The 16,993-nt window shown below is 55.9% G+C and carries 12 protein-coding genes; 2 read left to right on the top strand and 10 right to left on the bottom strand.

The window, feature by feature from the left end:
* Positions 1–154: 154 nt before the first annotated feature.
* The 10 genes from O9H32_RS18195 to O9H32_RS18150 form a co-directional block, all read right to left on the bottom strand.
* The gene (locus O9H32_RS18195; protein WP_269867551.1) at positions 155–3,910 is read right to left on the bottom strand and encodes a dynamin family protein; all 3,756 of its coding nucleotides are present in this window, start codon (positions 3,908–3,910) and stop codon (positions 155–157) included.
* 193 nt (positions 3,911–4,103) lie between these two features.
* A complete protein-coding gene (locus tag O9H32_RS18190; protein ID WP_269867550.1) occupies positions 4,104–4,376 on the bottom strand; it encodes an NAD/NADP transhydrogenase alpha subunit in 273 nt (90 codons plus the stop codon).
* Between the two features lie 22 nt (positions 4,377–4,398).
* Complete coding sequence (nth, locus tag O9H32_RS18185; RefSeq protein WP_269867549.1) at positions 4,399–5,094, bottom strand: endonuclease III; 696 nt, start codon at positions 5,092–5,094, stop codon at positions 4,399–4,401.
* Between the two features lie 252 nt (positions 5,095–5,346).
* Positions 5,347–8,109, bottom strand: coding sequence for an S-layer homology domain-containing protein (locus tag O9H32_RS18180; protein WP_269867548.1), 2,763 nt, complete (start codon positions 8,107–8,109; stop codon positions 5,347–5,349).
* 42 nt (positions 8,110–8,151) lie between these two features.
* Entirely contained in the window at positions 8,152–8,748 is a 597-nt protein-coding gene (locus O9H32_RS18175) for a GerMN domain-containing protein (protein WP_269867547.1), read from the bottom strand.
* A gap of 13 nt (positions 8,749–8,761) precedes the next feature.
* The gene (locus O9H32_RS18170) at positions 8,762–10,519 is read right to left on the bottom strand and encodes an N-acetylmuramoyl-L-alanine amidase (RefSeq protein WP_269867546.1); all 1,758 of its coding nucleotides are present in this window, start codon (positions 10,517–10,519) and stop codon (positions 8,762–8,764) included.
* Positions 10,520–10,758: 239 nt separating this feature from the next.
* Complete coding sequence (locus O9H32_RS18165) at positions 10,759–12,261, bottom strand: AAA family ATPase (protein ID WP_269867545.1); 1,503 nt, start codon at positions 12,259–12,261, stop codon at positions 10,759–10,761.
* Positions 12,254–12,799, bottom strand: a complete 546-nt coding sequence (locus tag O9H32_RS18160) for a hypothetical protein (protein WP_269867544.1) — start codon at positions 12,797–12,799, stop codon at positions 12,254–12,256. Before O9H32_RS18160 ends, O9H32_RS18165 begins: the two co-directional genes overlap by 8 nt.
* A 247-nt stretch (positions 12,800–13,046) precedes the next feature.
* A complete protein-coding gene (locus tag O9H32_RS18155) occupies positions 13,047–13,541 on the bottom strand; it encodes a cell wall elongation regulator TseB-like domain-containing protein (protein ID WP_269867543.1) in 495 nt (164 codons plus the stop codon).
* Positions 13,542–13,574: 33 nt separating this feature from the next.
* Positions 13,575–14,873, bottom strand: coding sequence for an amidohydrolase (locus O9H32_RS18150; RefSeq protein ID WP_269867542.1), 1,299 nt, complete (start codon positions 14,871–14,873; stop codon positions 13,575–13,577).
* Positions 14,874–15,159: 286 nt separating this feature from the next.
* On the opposite strand from O9H32_RS18150, the gene O9H32_RS18145 reads away from it, so the two are divergent.
* Both O9H32_RS18145 and O9H32_RS18140 read left to right on the top strand, forming a co-directional pair.
* A complete protein-coding gene (locus O9H32_RS18145) occupies positions 15,160–15,780 on the top strand; it encodes a DUF47 domain-containing protein (protein WP_269867541.1) in 621 nt (206 codons plus the stop codon).
* Between the two features lie 59 nt (positions 15,781–15,839).
* Positions 15,840–16,841, top strand: coding sequence for an inorganic phosphate transporter (locus tag O9H32_RS18140; protein WP_269867540.1), 1,002 nt, complete (start codon positions 15,840–15,842; stop codon positions 16,839–16,841).
* The last annotated feature ends 152 nt before the right edge of the window (positions 16,842–16,993 follow it).

Here is a 16,993-nt window from a genome sequence, read left to right as displayed (position 1 = left end):
GCATCCACTCTCTCCCGTTGTAGAATAGAGAGCTCCCTCACGTAAGTGCCGAGGGTACGGCATGAGGAAGATTCATGCGGATCCGCCACCAGCTGCCCTGGCGAACAGAAAATAAGCCGTACGGTTTCGTCCGTACGGCCTTGCGTCTATATAACTACCTGCCGCTTTCTTCCTCGAGGCACGCGAGCAGGCGGGTGTGTTTGGCCTGCAGGCCGGGCAGATCCACCTTCGCTTGGAGTGCTTCGAGCAAGCCCTCCGCGTGTTCCTGTAGCGCCTCCCGCATAGCCGATGCCCGCACCGCCGCGCCGTCCTGCAGCTGCTGCGCATATACGGACTGCAGTGTCTGGGTCTGCGCCTCGGCAAACGCAGTCATCGGCGCTGTCAGCATGCCTTCGAGTTCCTTGCGGAGCTTGTCTTTGCCATCGCCTTCGAAGAACTGCTTGGCGTTCTTGTAGAAGCCGCCCAGCCACTTCGCCGCAATATCCACCTGCAGCTTCGCCGTCAGCTCCGGGGTCGGCAAGTCCATGGCACGGAAGTCCGGCGCTTCGAAGGAGGGAATCCCGCCGCTGCGGATCTCTTCCGCCCACGCCTGTCCGGCTTCGCGCAGAAGCGCGTTCACTTTGCTTCCGATCCGCAGCGTAGTGGCCAGCACTTCCTGTGTAAGATCGAACACGATCATCCGCTGCAGGTCCTCCCACGCGGACACTAGAATCAGCTTCGGATCCCTGCTGTCATCGCGGAAAACCGCCGGATTGAACGCATGGTTGAAGAACTCGCCGAACCGGTATGAGGTCCTCTGTTTGACATAATAGAGAAGCTCGGCAATGTCTTTGGTGAGCTCCCGCTGCTCTGCCTCCAGCGGGATCGTATCCAGACGGGCGAGCGACCGCTCCAGGGATGCCCTGAGCTCTGCCGCTTCCTTCTCCCGCTCCGACGCATCCGCCGTGGACCGCTCCATGAAGAAGCTCAGCACGTCGGCGGCCCGCTTCACTTCCGCATCGCCGGCCCGCACCGCCATCTCGGTCAGCTCGCCGAAGGTGAAGCGCACGAATTCCCGCTCGAAGCGGAGAATCCCTGTCCCCTCCACGGCTTCCGTATCACCGGCAAGCTTGCCCTGCAGCGCATAGTAGCTCGACAGCGGATAGATCCGCGGATGCCGGATTCCGTGCTGGAGCAGGTTGCTCTCCACGTGCGAGACGACTCCTTCGAGCTCCTCCGGAGAAGAGGCGAGATCCGCAGCGTTGACGATGAAGAACATCTTATCGAGCTCGAAGCTGTCTTTCACCCGGCCGAGCTGGAGCAGGAACTCCCTGTCGGCATGCGAGAATGCATGATTATAGTACGTCACGAACAGAATCGCATCCGCATTCTTGATGTATTCGAATGCGACGCCGGTATGGCGTGCGTTAATCGAATCCGCTCCCGGCGTATCCACGAGCACCACCCCCTGCTCCGTCAGCGGGTTGGCGTAATACAGCTCGATCTCCTCCACGAAGCAGGAACGGGCTTCTTCGGCTGCATAGGCACCGAATTCGTCAGACGATACCTTGAGTTCCTCGCCCAGCTTCGGCCCCATGTCGGACCAGCCCTTCTCCACCGCCTTCAGGAACGCATAGTGCGGCTTCCCTTTGCCTGGAATGTGAGCCGGCTGCAGCTTGCTTACCGCTTCCAGCGCCTCCCGCTCGCCCTCCGCCCGGATCCCAAGCACCCCTAGCGAGTACACCACATCTTCGATGAGCCGGTCGCGGCTCTTCATCCGTACTTTGGCTGTGCCGTGAGGCCAGCCTTCTTCGGGCGCTGGCGGCATGATCTTGTTGATCGCCGCGGTCGTCGGATTCGGCGATACCGGCAGCACCCGCTGCCCGATCAGGGCATTGGCGAAGGAAGACTTGCCCGCCGAGAACGCGCCGAACAGCGCGATCGTGAAGCGGCTCTGCCCGAGGCGCTCCGCCTTGTCCAGCAGCGAGCGCCGGATGCTCGCCAGCGCAGCCGTGCCGTCCAGCTCGCCGGCGGCCGTCCGCAGGCGCTCCGCCGCCCGGTGCAGCTGCGCCCGGTGCTCGCCAGCGCCGAGCGCGGCACCGCTCGCAGGCGCCGCCCCGCGGCCCGCCCGCTGCAGGCTCAAGGCGAGGGACTCGCCTTGAGCCTGCCCAGCGGGCGCCGCGGCCTGCGGCGCCGTGCCGGCGGCTGCGGCGCCCGCAGGCGCGTCCGCCGGCGCAGGCAGCGCGGGCGCAGGCGCCGCCGGCAGCGGCGCGGTCAGCGCGGCGCCGTAGGCCGCCTCTTGCGCGGCGAGCGCTTCGAGCTCGCGCAGCCCGCCGAGGCGCGCCTCGAGCGCGGCGAGCTGCCCGCGCAGCGCGGCCCGCTGCTCGTGCAGCGCGGCGTCCAGCTGCGCGAGCAGCGCTTCGCCGGCAGCCAGCGCCGCCTGGCGGTAGAGCGCCTTTGCCTCAGCCGCAATGCCCCGCGAGTACGTCAGCGTGTACTCGCCCCCGAATGAGGCGGCTTCGTTGACCTGGGCCGCCAGCCAGGCCGGCGTCACTTCCGCTGTGATGCGGTCCGCCGCCTCCGTGACTTGGGCCGAGGGCAGTCCCTGGCCCTCCAGCCGGGCCTTCACGGCTTGCTGCACATGCCGGGCCACCTGCGTCTCAAGCTGCGACGCAAAATCCTTGTGCAGCGCAGCGAGCCGCGCCTCCCGCTCCGCCTGCGTTTTGGCGGCGGCTCCGATCCAGCCGACCTTGAAGCCTGGCCGGCGGCTTTCGAGATACGCATGCGCCAGATCGCGCGTCACCGCAGGGGTGATGTTGGCGTTGTCGAGCACCGCCGTCACGTCCTTGCGGAGGGCGGCATCCAGCTCGCGAGGCAGGCTATCGAGCTTCGCCAGCGCTGCCGTGAGCCGCTCCTGCTCTTCTTGCGAGGCGGCGACGTCGATACCCTCGGCGTCAAGCCGGCTGCGGATCGCTTCCTTCGCCGGCTCGTTGGCCTCCGCCTTCTTCGAGGCATGGGACGCAGCCAGTGCCCGCGCGGACTTCTCGAGGCTGAGGCTCACGAGCGGCTCGCGGAGAGCGATCAGCTCCTTCAGCAGCCAATCGAGACGGCTCCACTCGCTGGCGGGATGGTCCGGCGCCTTCACCGAGGTATAGACGATCCCGTCCGGCCGGACGCCCCAAGAAGCGAAGGCCTCACGGACGCCGCTGCGGTAAGCATCGATGGACACTTCCTGCTCGCGGTGCTTGTCGACCATATTGACAATGAGATACAGCGGCTTGCCCCACTCCGTCATCTTTTTGGTGAAGCCCAAATTAATTTCCGACTGGACATGGTTATAGTCCATGACGTAAAACACCACATCGGCGAGGTGCAGTGCCGATTCGGTCGCGAGATGGTGCGCGTCATCCGTCGAGTCGATCCCCGGCGTGTCGAGCAGTGCGGCATGCTCCCCCAGCAGCCCGATCGGATAAGATATCTCGACGGTCTCGATTCCTTCGCCGTTACGGCAGTGCTCGGCCAGCTCCCCGAGCGCCACACGGTCGGAACGGAGCGAGCCGTCCGCCGCAGGTTCCCTGTAGATGACCCGGGCTCCTTCTTCTCCTGACACGATCGAGACAATATTCGCACTTGTCGGGATCGGCGAAGAAGGCAGCAGCGGATGGCCGCAGAGCCTATTGATCAAGCTCGATTTGCCTGCGGAGAAATGGCCGCAGAACGCCAAATAGAGCCGCCCGCTCTCCGCCTTGGCGATGAGCTGCTTCAGTTTGCGCGCGTTCTCTGCATCCCCTGCGTGCTCGACTTGGCTGAGCAGCCCTTTTACCGCATCATACATGGCCGGATCGCCTGCCATTGCTTTTTCCCCGTAGGTTCTTACCTCTTCCTTTTTTTCTTTCAAGGCGGTATCCCCCGCCGTTCTTCCAGTCGTCATGCGTCTCTCCTGCCCCTGCCTAGTCTCTGTATTGTGCTTCCCAGTTTGATTCTTTATCTTAGGCTTATAGCTTTGGAACCACCTGGGTCCGAAGCTGTTCCGCCCGGGCAGTTCGGTCTTTTTCTTTGGCTTACCAGCCCCGGCCCAGCCAGAAGAACTTGTAGGCAAAAGAAAAAACCGAATCGCTTCGGTTTTAGTGTACCACAGTTTCCGTTTCCGGGATAAAGATTTCGAACACATCGCGATGTTGGAGGATCGTAATGTCGCGGTCTTTCACTTTCATGACAACCACTTCGGGACGCTGCTTCATCCGCACCAGGTAGTTCTCAGGCACGCTGCCCGACTCCGATACCGTAATGCCTTCAACCAGCTTCTCTTCATTCTCCTGCAGAGGCGTCTCGAGCACTTTCTCGTAAATGTCGGAGAATACCTCAAAATCATTGGTGTACACGGAAATACATTTCATTGCTACCCTGTCCTTTCTGTTTCTAAACTGTCGCCGTTTTGCTTTGTTTCACCTTTGGTATAGGTTTCCTACTCGGGTTCGTTTTCATACGTTTTTTTCCTTCGCGGCAATTCTCCAGCAGAGGGCACTCCCCGCACTTCGGGTTCTGTGCTTTGCAGTGATAGCGCCCAAAAAAGATGAGTCGGTGATGCGTATCCGTCCACTCTTCCCTGGGAACCCGCTTCATCAGCTTCTTCTCCACTTCTAACACGGAATCCTTCGCTGCCGCGAAGCCAAGACGCTTGGACACACGCTCTACGTGCGTATCCACGGCGATGGCCGGCACGCCGAATGCGTTCGACACGACGACATTCGCAGTCTTGCGTCCTACGCCGGGAAGCTCAACGAGCTTCTCATGCTCTTGGGGCACCTCTCCATGGTACTTGTCCAACAAGATAGCGCACAGCGCCTGAATGTTCTTCGCCTTGTTGCGGTACAGCCCAATCCTTCGGATATCCTGCTCCAATTCCTCGAGAGGAACAGCCAGGTAATCCTCCGGTTTCCGGTATTTGCTGAATAACGTAGCGGTCACCTTATTCACCGTTTCGTCCGTACACTGAGCGGACAGCAGAACGGCAATCGTAAGCTCAAACGGGTTGGAGTGGTTCAGCTCGCAGTGGGCGTCAGGGAACATGTCGGCGATGGTGTCAAGAATGACTCTGGCTTGAGTTTGATTCATCGTTCCCTCTCCTGTCTTCCGTTTGTTTCTTTCAGTTTACCGAATCGCTTCATGGTAATCAATGACTAATGCCGACAAAATGCGAACTTTTTACGAAAAACGATTTTTTATTTTTCGAAGAGAACTTTTTAAGCCAGAAACGGCCCTCAAAAAAAGAAACCGCCCGTGCTTCGGAGCTGCCTCCTTCTACACAGACGATTCCCGGCTGAAAAAGTTTCAAATCGGCGCAAGATTTATAATTCCGGCTGTTAATTACAGCTTTTCGAGCTCATAGATTTTGTCATCGATAATATATAAGTTTACTTCTTCGTTGTTGACAAAAGCGCCGGGAGCCAGCGTCTCGGTTCCCTTGTGCAGGTAAGCCTTAGTGAACAGATTGTAATTCGTCTTCTCGTTATTCGTTCCGGCTTTGAACATCATCTGCTTCAAGGTGCTGTCATAGTTGTTGACGGTGCGCTTGGATACGGACGCAATCTCAATGACATACTTGCCTGTCTCATCCTTGCGAATCTCGACCCGGTCGTTCGGCTTCACTGTGCTGAGCGTGCCGGTGACGGCCGCCCCCTGTTTTACGGCGGCTCCCGAACCGACGTTCACCACCTGAACCGCACCGCCCAAGGTCTGCAGCGTAACCGTGCCTGCTGCGGTATCCACACCGTTGACTTTGCCCCGCTGGGCGTTCTGGATCGTAACACTATCCACTTTGGTACCGGTGATGGTAGCGGTAATATACTCGTCGATCCCGATCATGTTGAATGCATGAGAGGACTGTCCCGGGTTGTAGATCTTGTCATCATTCTCGACTGTGAACTTGACCGTTTTGCCGGCAGCATCTTTGGCCTGAACTTCCCGGGTACTGGCGTTCGTGAGCAGCACCTTATAGACCCCTGATTTGACGGTGGTGATCTTCGTTACATAATCCTGGGCGAACGTCGGTGTTACCCGGACGGCATCCCCCACCTTCAGGTCGGCAAGCGTCGCGGCCGTTTTGCCTTCGACCTCTACAGGCGTTCCGTTGTTCACCTTGAACGTCAAGCTTTGCCCTCCGGGCGTCTTGATCGTCAGATCGTTCGCAATGTTGCTGTTGTTTGTCAATTGGGCGATCGTTCCGTCCACATACTGCGTATTCTCAATCTGGACGACCTTATCCTTCGATACTTTGAGATCCACTCTTGTTTTGCGTGCATTGGTGCCTGTCGAGCTTCCGATGAATATGGTTTGGAAATTGGTCAGGTCCGTCTTCGAACCCTGGTAGCGGATCGACGTATTCTCGGTCAGCTTGAACGCGCCGACCCCATTCTCGGAATTGATCGTCACGATCTTCGTGTCGGCGTCGTATCCGACAACGCTCGCATATATATACTGCTTGATGGAACGCGAAGTCACGGTGATGTTGACGACTTTATCGTTCAGCAGCTCGATCTTCAGTGCGTCTCCGGCTTCGAGATCATACAAGGAAGCGTTCTGAAGCCCGTCAATCGTCACGGTTGCATTAGAGGCGACATAGTAAGCCCCAAGTCCCGCTTCCCCGCTCTTACTCACGGTCAGAATCGTCTTGTCCTCGTTGAGACTGGTCATCGTTGCCGTGACGCTCTGCCCAAAGTCCGCTTGCTTACGGATCGTTATGTTCTGCAACGTGTTGTCCTTGATCTCATAGGTCACATTGTCGCCTACCCGCAGCTTCGTGATATCCGAAGCCGTGCCCTCGGCTGTCTTGACTGCCGTCTGCAGCGATATCCCGTACGATTCCGGGAGGCCGGACGCGCTCTCCTGGAACGAGATTTGGCCCTTATCCTGTTCGATGCTGAGGATGGTGCCTTCTGCGGTCTTACTGATCGGAAGCTGCTTCACCACGATGAGGGAGATGTTCTCTTCCTTGAGCAGCGTGTTGCGTTTGAGCTCGACGATCGTTCCCGGCACGACCGAGCTAAGACTGAGCCCGCGGCCTTCTTTATCCGTTACCGTGACCTTCGCGGACAGTTTATAGAGCGTATCCTGGTTGCCCTGCTGCAGGGAAACCATCATCTGATCGAGGTACATCTTACTCAGTGTCCCCTCGAAGGTCTCCAGCTTCTGTTCTTCGTTCGTCAGTTCGAGATAGGCAGCCGCATTGCCTTTCACAACAAGATACACTTCATTGGTCAGCTTGATATTGGACAAAGGAATCCGGCTGTCATCTTTGCCGCTGTAGACGGCCGTATCCGAAGACAAGGTGTACTCGACCGTCTCTTCGTTTGCATTCAGGAGCTTCAGCTTGCGGTCGGTGAGTTCAAGCACATAACCGGTGACGATATTTTGGGGACGGCTTGTCATTTCTTTGTCCGCCCGGCTCAGGAAGGTGGCCATCTGGGCCCGGGTCACTTTGCCTTGCGGCTTGAAGCCGCCGTCTTCGAACCCTTGCACAATCTTCAGGGAGACGGCTGCGTTAATATAGCCGTCAGCCCATTCTGAATTGTCCTTCGAATCTGTGAAGGAGGAATTCTCGTTCTTGAGATCGCTCGCAAGCGAGTCTTTGCCGATCGCCCGGATTACCAGCTTGGCCACCCACTCGCGGCTCGCTTCCTTCGTTCCCCAAGCTACTTTGGAGGAGGCGGCTTCCGCTTCCTCCGCCGGCGTAATCAAGCCCTTATCGAATGCGTAAGCGATGTATGGCTTCGCATAGTCGCTTACAGTTACGGGAAGCACGGTCTCCGCTTTATTCTTCTGCACCTCGGATTCGAGTCCCATCATGCGAAGCGCCATAACGACGACTTCCTGCTGGGTAACGGAGTTTTCCGGACGGAATTCCTTGCGTTCGTACCCTTCAATGATGCCAAGTGATGCTAGTTTGGTGATATGTTTGATCGCCCAATGCTGGGCGTTCACGTCCGAGAACCGCTGAGAGGCCGTATCGGCTGCAGCCGCGGTGCTTCCCCCTTCGGAAGTTTCCGCAGCGTAAGCCGGACTGCCCACCGCCAGCGTTAAAGCCAGTACGGCGGCTGCCAGCCTGCGCGCTTGGTTATGTTTCTTGCTCATCGTGTATGGCTCCTCTCAGTCTAATGCCGCTTAAGTATGGTGTTACTGCCGCTGAATCGGGTGATCAAGCTCCATATGCCCCATGAGGGAATCCGTCTGCTTGCCGTCCAGCAGCACCTCGATGCTCTTCACTTCCTCGAATTGGAACAAGGTCTTCTGCAGCGACTGCAGCAGCATCTCTTCTCCGCCCGATCCCAGTCTGCTTTCCTCGGTCATCGAGAGGTCGACCGTCAGGAGCCCTTCTTTCAGCTCGGCTTGTTTGAAGGTGAATCCCTTGAACAAGGTCAGACTTTCGGCATCCGGTGCCTTCTTCAGGCTGTTCAGCACCGCGATATACTTCTCTTTGTCCGTTTTATAAGTTACTTTGACGCTTTTCTCCACCAGCTTTTCGAGCTTGGCATCACTATAGTAAGCTTTGACCGCCAGCACCTTCTCCTCGGGCTTAGGTGCCGCCGGCGTTTCCTTGGCCGGAGCCGTTGCGTGCTCCTTATCCGTGTCCACTGACGGCGCCGTAGAGGGGGCGGAAGTTGCCGGTGGCGCCGCAGGCGCTCCCGCAAGCGGAGCCTTCTGGCCGCAGCCCGCGACCAGGAGTACAGCTATCGCTGCCGCTGCCGTGCCTTTCAGCCATGATTGTTGCATCGTTACCCACTCCTTAGTCGAGATTCAACTGCTCCTTGATGGCAGCAGCGATGGACGCGGCAACCCGGTTTTGGAACTCGTCCTGATAGAGCTGCCCCTCATCCGCCGCGTTCGATAGAAAGCCCACTTCGAGCAGGACGGAAGGCATGCGTGTATTCCGGATGACATAGAACCGCTCCTGTTTCACTTTACGGTCCGGAAAACCGGTCGCCCCCAGCAAATGCTTATGCATAATTCCTGCAAAATCCCGGCTCTGCTCCGTATAATAGTACGTCTCGGTTCCCCGGATGCTCTCCTTGCCAGCCGTATTGGCATGGATCGATACGAACAAATCCGCCTGTGCCGCATTCGCCAGATCGGTCCGGCCGCCGAGTTCGATGAAGGTATCATCCGAGCGCGTCATGACTACATCGAATCTGGAATCGGTTTTAAGCAGGTCCGCCGTTTTTCGCGCCTGTTGAAGCACATAATCCTTTTCCTTGCGTTTCAGGAGGGAGATGGCGCCGCTGTCTTTGCCGCCGTGACCCGCGTCGATCACCACACGGAACCGTGTTTTGCCCGGCACGATCTTGCCGGTGATTTCCCCCGGCTTGCTCCCCTTGCCGAGACTCAGGTCGGAGCGCTGGGACAAATCTATTACTATTCTAACGATAGAATCCTCTTTTGAAAATAGCGAATAGCGAACTCCGGTCACCGTACCGCCCGACAGGGGCAGTTTGCCTTCCTTCAGCCCCTTCAGGTTCGCCGTCAGCGAATCGCCCAGGACCGCTCCGGGAAGATCAACGATCAGACGTTCGGGATTCGCAAGCCGGAACACGCCCGGCTTCACTTCTCCGCCGTCGCTTTGAATGCTGAGGGTTTCCCCCGCCAAGGTAATGGACTGTATGGTAGCAATCTCGCCGGAGGCTTCCTTCTCCCCTGTGGACTGCGCGTCTTCCGGATTCACTGTCCCTTCGCCGGTTACTGCTCCACCTTCCGTCTCAGCAGAAGCATTCTGCCCGTTCTCCTTTGTCGGTACAAGGGGGGCGCCGGGCTTCAAGGCCCCTGAGGATCCCGGCTGCGGGACTGAGATCTTCCCGCCCGGCTCTTTGACCTGCTCCGCCGGCTGACTGCCCTGTTCCTTGTTCGGCCCCGCGGATTGTCCGCCTTCTCCGCCCTTGGAAGAACTTGGCGAATCTCCCGCTTTTACGGCTTCGCCGGCGGTAGACTCTCCTGCAGGGATGTCCGCATCTTTTCCTGCAGACGGATTTTCTTTTTGTGTATCTTCCTGTACTTCTCCTTGTGTTTCTTTCTGCGGATCCTTCGGTGCTTGTCCCCCGGCTGTCTCGGTTTTCGGCGGATCCGCAGGCTTTGTCAGGAACACGGACCTTGAGAGGTTGTCCCACTTGACCTCGATCCCGAACTGCTCGCTGACGAACCGGATCGGCAGCATCGTACTGCCATCAACGATCACGGGAGCCGCTTCCAGCGCAAATGCCTTCCCGTTCACTGACGCGGCCTTCTTGTCAATGACGAGCTCGATCGTTGTACCGTCCTTCGTCAGCGTTACTTTGCGGCTCTTCTCGTTCCATGCCACTTTGGATCCAAGCGATTCGGCTATGATCCGGATCGGCACGATCGTGCTTTCGTTCACAATGCGGGGAGCCACCTCGGGCTGCAGTGCCGCTCCGTTCATGAACAACTGAATGGCGGGAGCCGCCGCGCCGGCCATCGCCGGCAGCATCAAGAGCGACAGGATCAACAGAGTGAACCACGCAGTTAAAGCCTTCATTATGCACCTCTTATTTCCTGTAATTTGATCATGCCTATGTAGAATGCCGGATGATGCTGACGCCTCCGGCAGAACGAAGGGTATATGTGGCGAAATCTACCATTATATTAGACTACCAAACACCAAAAAAGTTGCACAATCTTCAAAATTCCCTGTCTTTGGGCGGATTCAAGGATAAAAACGCAAAAAGCCGCAGGCTGGCGGCCTGCAGCTTCCTCTATAGAAGGGATACGTGAATATTAAGCGATTTGTGGCGTGACGGATACCATCAACAGATTGCGGAACTGGTCACCCGAGAGCACTTCTTCGGCAATCAGAATATCCAGGGACTGTTCGAAGACATTGCGGTGGCGCTCCAGCATCGTGCGGGTAGTCGCTGTCAGCTCATCCAGAATGGCTGCATTCTCCTTCATCAGCTCTTCCTTGGTTACCATGTCGCGGTCGATAATGCCGAGTCTGGTCAAGCCGGAATCCATCATTGTACGGACCATGTTCAGTGCCTGCTCGAAGTCATTGCGCGACCCGGTGCTGCGGCCTCCGTAGAACATCTCTTCGGCTACGGAGCCGGCGAGCGCGACGATGATTTGCTTCTCGATATGCTCTTTCGTATACAGGTACTGGTCAGCCTGCGGATTGTGCCGTACAAAGCCCAGCGCCTTCCCCCGGGGACTCAGCGATACCTGCGATACAGAGCCCGGTCGGACGAGCTCGGCTGCAATAGCATGTCCAAGTTCGTGCATAGCCACACGCTCGCGCTCTTCTTTCGTTGATTCGCGGTCCGTCTTCTCGCCGAGCATGACCTTATCGACGGCCAGCGAGAGATGCTGCTGTCCGATCACTTCCGATTCTTCACGCATCGCATAGATTGCCGCTTCGTTCATCAGGCTCTCGAGCTGGGCGCCGGAGAAGTGGAATGTTTCCTGCGCGATGGTTTCCAAATTTACATTGTCGGCAAGTGGTTTGTTTTTCGCGTGGATGTTTAATATATGGAGACGGCCCTTTTTGTCCGGAAGATCCACTTCGATGTGACGGTCGAACCGGCCTGGACGAAGCAGGGCGCTGTCGAGCATCTCCTTACGGTTGGTCGCTCCCATAATCAGGATCCGCGGAGCATCGGACGTATGGATACCGTCGAGCTCCGTCAGCAGCTGGTTCAGCGTTTGGTCGTACTCTTTATGCTGGCCGCCGTCGCGCTTTCCGCCGATCACGTCAATTTCATCGATAAAAATAATGGCGCTGTCCTTGTTTTCTTTGGCTGCACGGGTGCGTGCTTCTTTGAAAAGATCGCGGATCCGGCTTGCGCCCACGCCTACATACATCTCTACAAACTCACTGCCTGAAGCCGCGAGAAAGATGGAGTTCGTGTAATGAGCGGATGCTTTGGCCATGAGCGTTTTGCCTGTTCCCGGAGGGCCTGTCAGCAGGATGCCCTTGAGCGGACGGATACCGAGGCGCTGGATGTCTTCGGCACGGATCAAGAAGTCGAGCGCTTCTTTCAATTCGCGCTTTGCGCGGTCCTGCCCGCCGATATCGTCGAAGGACATAGGCTTCGGCGCTTGGGCGCGCGTTTTGCGTTCCGTTGTTCCTACTCCCATCCCGTTGCGGGCACGGGCCATATACAGGAACGTTCCAAGAATGACCGACATGAAGATAATCGGCACCACGTTCACATTAAGAAAGAATAAGAATACGATGAGTACCGGAACAAACCCGATCAGAATCTCTTTGCCATATTTACTCATTAGGCCACACCCCCATTTTGGCAGCTGTACGAGGCAGCATGATGTACTTGCTGGCTTCACCGTCGGTCAGCGTGATGTACACATAACGCTCGTCCATCTCGGTGGAGGTTGTAATGGCACCTCCAGCTTGTGCGTCTTGTGCGGCTTTCTCTTTCAATGTGGCAGGGATTTGTGCATACTGCTTCGTTTCCATGGCTTGAGCTATATCGAACAGAGCGGAAGACCACCACTGCTCCAAACGGGGAGATCCCGGATTGGTCACTTTCAGTTTCAGATCTTTACGGGCCAGTGCCGTACCGCCTTGATTTTGAATCTGGTGATATACTTCGCGCAGCGAGGTACCTTTGTCGAGTGTAATCTCCATCGTCGCCTCCGTAGATCCAAGCTCCATTGACACCAACTGGACGCCTTTGATACCCGATACCGTCTTCTGAAGCGGACTCTCCATCGCAAAGCTCTGATATGCAAAATATCCGCCGAACAACAACGACGCCGACACAAGGACACTAAGAATGACTGGTAAGAGACGTAACTTCATGAGCTAGCGTCCCCCTTTCGTAGAATATATCGTCTTAGGCATACAGAGAGTATATCACAAGATATATACGATTGGCGATGTAATGTGTGGAAAATCCGTGAAATTCCTAAATTTTTCTTTATGAATAGGCAGAAAGCCGCGATGAGAGGCTGTTCAGCGTCGTCCGTCGCGGCTTTTGGTCTGTTGTGTGCAGAAGCTGTCGCGGCCGATTCCGGACTCCCTTGCTGCTATCTTGTCTATTATTCATCTAGCGAAGCGTCAAATTCCACGTATCGATCGGTTGTCCATCCGCAAACGTAAAATATTCGTAGAAGTGCTGCTCCGGCTTCTTGTCGGCTTTCACTTTATAGAAGACTTCCCATACTGGGACCCCGTTTTGAATGCCTGGCATAACCCTCAGCACCTCGGCTTCGGGTAACCTGGCCGTTACCTTCGCCGCGGCTGTCTCTTCATTCATAGAGGCCGGTGCAGTCTCTGTACGGAATTTATCCCCCGTCACGAAAACATATATCCCTTGTCCGATCTTGTCTTCTCCCTTAATGACCGTATAGGTTTCTTCCCCTACGAACTGCTCCACCTTATTCGCTTTGGCGAGTACGGTCTTCTCGTAGGCGGCCTTTACCGCCTCCCGCTGCTGCGACCATACCGGATCCATCACCGATTGAAAGACCAAGCTTCCTCCCACGAATGCGGCGATGACGGCAGCTCCGGCCAAAAGAAGCCCTTTCCACCGTTTACGCATCGCGTACTCCCTTCATCCAGACCCTTCGTTCAGCTACCCTGAGGTCAACCGTTCAAAGCAAGCCTGGGCTTCATGCATAATTTTCTCTTCGTCGAGCGTCAGACACTCCCTGTTGCGCACAATCCACTTCCCGTCGATGCACACGTCGGTTACATCCCTGGAGGAAGCCGAATATACTACATGGGATACGAGATTGGTGCGCGGGAAGAAATGCGGCTGATCGATATCCATGGCAATGAAATCAGCCTTGCAGCCCTCCTTCAGCACGCCAACGTCCTCCAGCCAAATGGAGCGGGCACCGTCGGCCGTCCCCAGCTTCAGAGCATCCCAGGCCGGTACGGCAACCGGATCACCGGACACGCCCTTATGAATCAGCGCAGCGAGTCGGATCTCCTCCAGCATATCCAGGTTGTTGTTGCTTGCCGCCCCGTCTGTTCCCAAGGAGACCAGGACACCCGCTTTCATCAACTCCGGCACCCGGGCTACGCCGCTGGCCAGCTTCAAGTTGCTGTTCGGATTATGGGAGACACGAACATCGTACTGCTTCAGAGTACCTATCTCTTCATCCGTGAGATGGACGCCGTGGGCCAATAACGTCGGCCGCGTGAATACGCCGAGCTTCTCCAGATGGGCCACCGGCCGAGCGCCGTACTGATCGACATTCTCCTGTACTTCGCGCGCAGTTTCGGACATATGCGTATGTATCGGCAGGTCAAGATCATGGGCAGCGGCAACGATCCGCTCGATATAATCCGGCGGACAGGTATACGGCGCATGCGGGGACATCATCGCGGTAATCCGACCGTCTGCCCCTTGATGCCAATCCTTGGCAAACCGTACCGCTTCCTCCAGCTTCGCATCCTGTACGTCGCGGGGGCACAACCCGATAACGCCGCGGGTAAGACAAGCCCGGAGACCGCTCTCCTGTACTGCTTTTGCCACTTCATTCATATGGTCGTACATATCAACGAACGTCGTGGTTCCGCCCTTCACCATTTCGAGGATCGATAGCAGGGTGCCGCTGCGTACGTCGCCTGCGGTGAACTTCGCCTCCATCGGCCACATCTTCTCCTGAAGCCACAGCTGCAGAGCCATATCGTCCCCATAGCCGCGCAGCAGGGACATCGCCGCGTGACTATGCGTATTGACGAAGCCGGGGAGGAATACCTTGCCCTTCCCGTCGATGCGCTCTTCCGTTTCGCCGAATTCCCCTTCCGGTGCTCCACCTATGTATGCAATCCGGTTTCCCTCAATAATCATCGTGCCGTGAACCACCGGATTTCCTTCGTCCATGGTAATGAAGATTCCGTTGTCGATTCTCGTTTTTTTCACTTGAAAACTCCTCTCGCTACCTCAATCGCTATAAATTTACTGTACATCTTAGAGGAACGGAAATCAAGCTTACGGCCAGGCCTTGAAGAGAGTTGACTACCTATGACATTACTCATTACTTTAATGAGAAGTCCCCCTGGAGGACAAACTAAGATTGCAAATCGTTACATGAGTATGTTATTTTTAATTTTGTGTGAATTTGGGCTAATTTCCTACATAAAACCCGAAAATTCTATAATTTTTTTGTAAATTTCACAATCTTTCACAATCTTGGGAGGCCAAAACAATGCTTTTTGCTAAAAAAAATGATACCGACTTTTTGCTGCTTCTAATCAAAGCGTCGGAAAACACTCTGGATGCTGCGCAGAAATTCCGCGATGCCGTTATGGGTACCGAGCCACCGGCAACTTTCTATCCGCAGCTTAAAGATCTGGAGCATAAAGGGGACCAAATCACACACCAAATCTACAAAGGGCTCAATAAAGTGTTCATTACGCCTCTGGACCGCGAGGACATCATGATTCTGGCAACGAAGCTGGACGATGTGCTGGACGGCATTGAAGCCACGATCGCCCGATTTGATTACCTGAACATTACGGTTTCCGATAATTATATGAAGGAATTCTCCGCAGTTATTGTTGCGAGCTGTCAGCATATCCTGGATGCATTCAAGCTGCTCTCCAAGAAGAAGTACACGCAGCTCACCGATCACACGGTTCAAATCAATTCGCTGGAGAATGAAGCCGACCGCCTCATGCGCGAAGGCATCCGCGAAATTTTCATGAATCCGAAAGACCCATACCACGACTTCAAGCTCAAGGAGCTGTACGAGAGACTCGAGCAGACTACGGATGCTTGTGAGGACGTAGCCGATATTTTGGATAGCGTAGTTCTGCGTTACTCCTAACGCAGCCGTTCCTACTCCACCATGTACAATTGATTCTACGGCAGCTTTAGGAGGAACCCATGTTAACGACAATCATCGTCATTGTAGCACTGGCCCTGCTCTTTGACTTTATCAACGGTTTTCACGATACGGCCAATGCCATCGCCACGTCCATCTCCACCCGTGCACTGTCGCCGCGGGTCGCCGTCATCGGAGCAGCAACTCTGAACTTCATCGGGGCGATATTCTCTTCCGAGGTCGCGAAGACCGTCGGCGGGTCGGTAGCCAACCCGGCTACGATCGCGAACGGCATGAATATTGTTATAGCGGCACTTATCTCAGCGATCATTTGGAACCTGCTCACGTGGTACTATGGCATCCCTTCTTCTTCTTCCCATACCTTGATCGGATCGCTTGCTGGAGCGGTTATCGCCGGTGCGGGAGCAGGAGCCCTGAACTGGGCCGGCTTCAAAAGCATCGTGATTATCCTCGTGTTATCACCGATCATCGCTTTTGCTACCGGATTTATCATCATGTGGATTATCCGGCAGATTATCGTGGTCAGCGGGAACAGCTCCCGGACGAAGCTTAACCGCACATTTCGCAGCTTCCAGGTCATCTCGGCCGCACTGCTCTCCTTCTCGCATGGCGGTAACGATGCCCAGAAAGCTATGGGGATTATCGTCTTCGCTTTGGTATCCATGGGCTACCAGGAATCGCTGGATGTCCCCATGTGGGTGAAGCTTTCCGCTGCGACGGCCATGGGTCTCGGTACTTCAATCGGCGGCTGGCGGATTATCAAGACGATGAGCAAAAAGCTTCTGAAGATTGAACCGGTGAACGGGTTCGCTTCCGACTTGAACTCATCCATCATCATCCAGGTATCGACTCACATGGGGATGCCTCTCTCCACGACTCACGTCATCTCCTCCTCCATCATCGGTACGGGCTCTGTCCTCCGCTTCCATGATGTGAAGTGGGCGACGGTTACGCGGATGATTATGACCTGGGTCATCACTATTCCCATTTCGATGGTGCTGGCGTACCTCATCTATAAAATTATTTTCAGCTTTATCGGTTAGTGGATATACCAAAAGCCCGGAGCATCGCGCGAGGCCACTGAAAAAGTCCGTCCTATAAAAAAGCACAGCACTTCAAGAAAATTGAAGTGGCTGTGCTTTTTTTGACGTATAATTGAGTCATCACGAAAAGTGGGTGAGACGGATGATCCAAC

The sequence above is a fragment of the Paenibacillus caseinilyticus genome (assembly GCF_027533645.1).
Lineage (GTDB): Bacteria > Bacillota > Bacilli > Paenibacillales > NBRC-103111 > Paenibacillus_G > Paenibacillus_G caseinilyticus.
The sequence above is the reverse complement of the archived record's forward strand: the minus strand, read 5'-3'. Positions and strand labels throughout refer to the sequence as shown.

Excerpts from the sequence above, each read along its gene's own strand:
- O9H32_RS18195 (WP_269867551.1), bottom strand. The coding sequence starts at position 3,910 with ATGACGACTGGAAGAACGGCGGGGGATACCGCCTTGAAAGAAAAAAAG.
- O9H32_RS18190 (WP_269867550.1), bottom strand. The coding sequence starts at position 4,376 with ATGAAATGTATTTCCGTGTACACCAATGATTTTGAGGTATTCTCCGAC.
- nth (WP_269867549.1), bottom strand. The coding sequence starts at position 5,094 with ATGAATCAAACTCAAGCCAGAGTCATTCTTGACACCATCGCCGACATG.
- O9H32_RS18180 (WP_269867548.1), bottom strand. The coding sequence starts at position 8,109 with ATGAGCAAGAAACATAACCAAGCGCGCAGGCTGGCAGCCGCCGTACTG.
- O9H32_RS18175 (WP_269867547.1), bottom strand. The coding sequence starts at position 8,748 with ATGCAACAATCATGGCTGAAAGGCACGGCAGCGGCAGCGATAGCTGTA.
- O9H32_RS18170 (WP_269867546.1), bottom strand. The coding sequence starts at position 10,519 with ATGAAGGCTTTAACTGCGTGGTTCACTCTGTTGATCCTGTCGCTCTTG.
- O9H32_RS18165 (WP_269867545.1), bottom strand. The coding sequence starts at position 12,261 with ATGAGTAAATATGGCAAAGAGATTCTGATCGGGTTTGTTCCGGTACTC.
- O9H32_RS18160 (WP_269867544.1), bottom strand. The coding sequence starts at position 12,799 with ATGAAGTTACGTCTCTTACCAGTCATTCTTAGTGTCCTTGTGTCGGCG.
- O9H32_RS18155 (WP_269867543.1), bottom strand. The coding sequence starts at position 13,541 with ATGCGTAAACGGTGGAAAGGGCTTCTTTTGGCCGGAGCTGCCGTCATC.
- O9H32_RS18145 (WP_269867541.1), top strand. The coding sequence starts at position 15,160 with ATGCTTTTTGCTAAAAAAAATGATACCGACTTTTTGCTGCTTCTAATC.
- O9H32_RS18140 (WP_269867540.1), top strand. The coding sequence starts at position 15,840 with ATGTTAACGACAATCATCGTCATTGTAGCACTGGCCCTGCTCTTTGAC.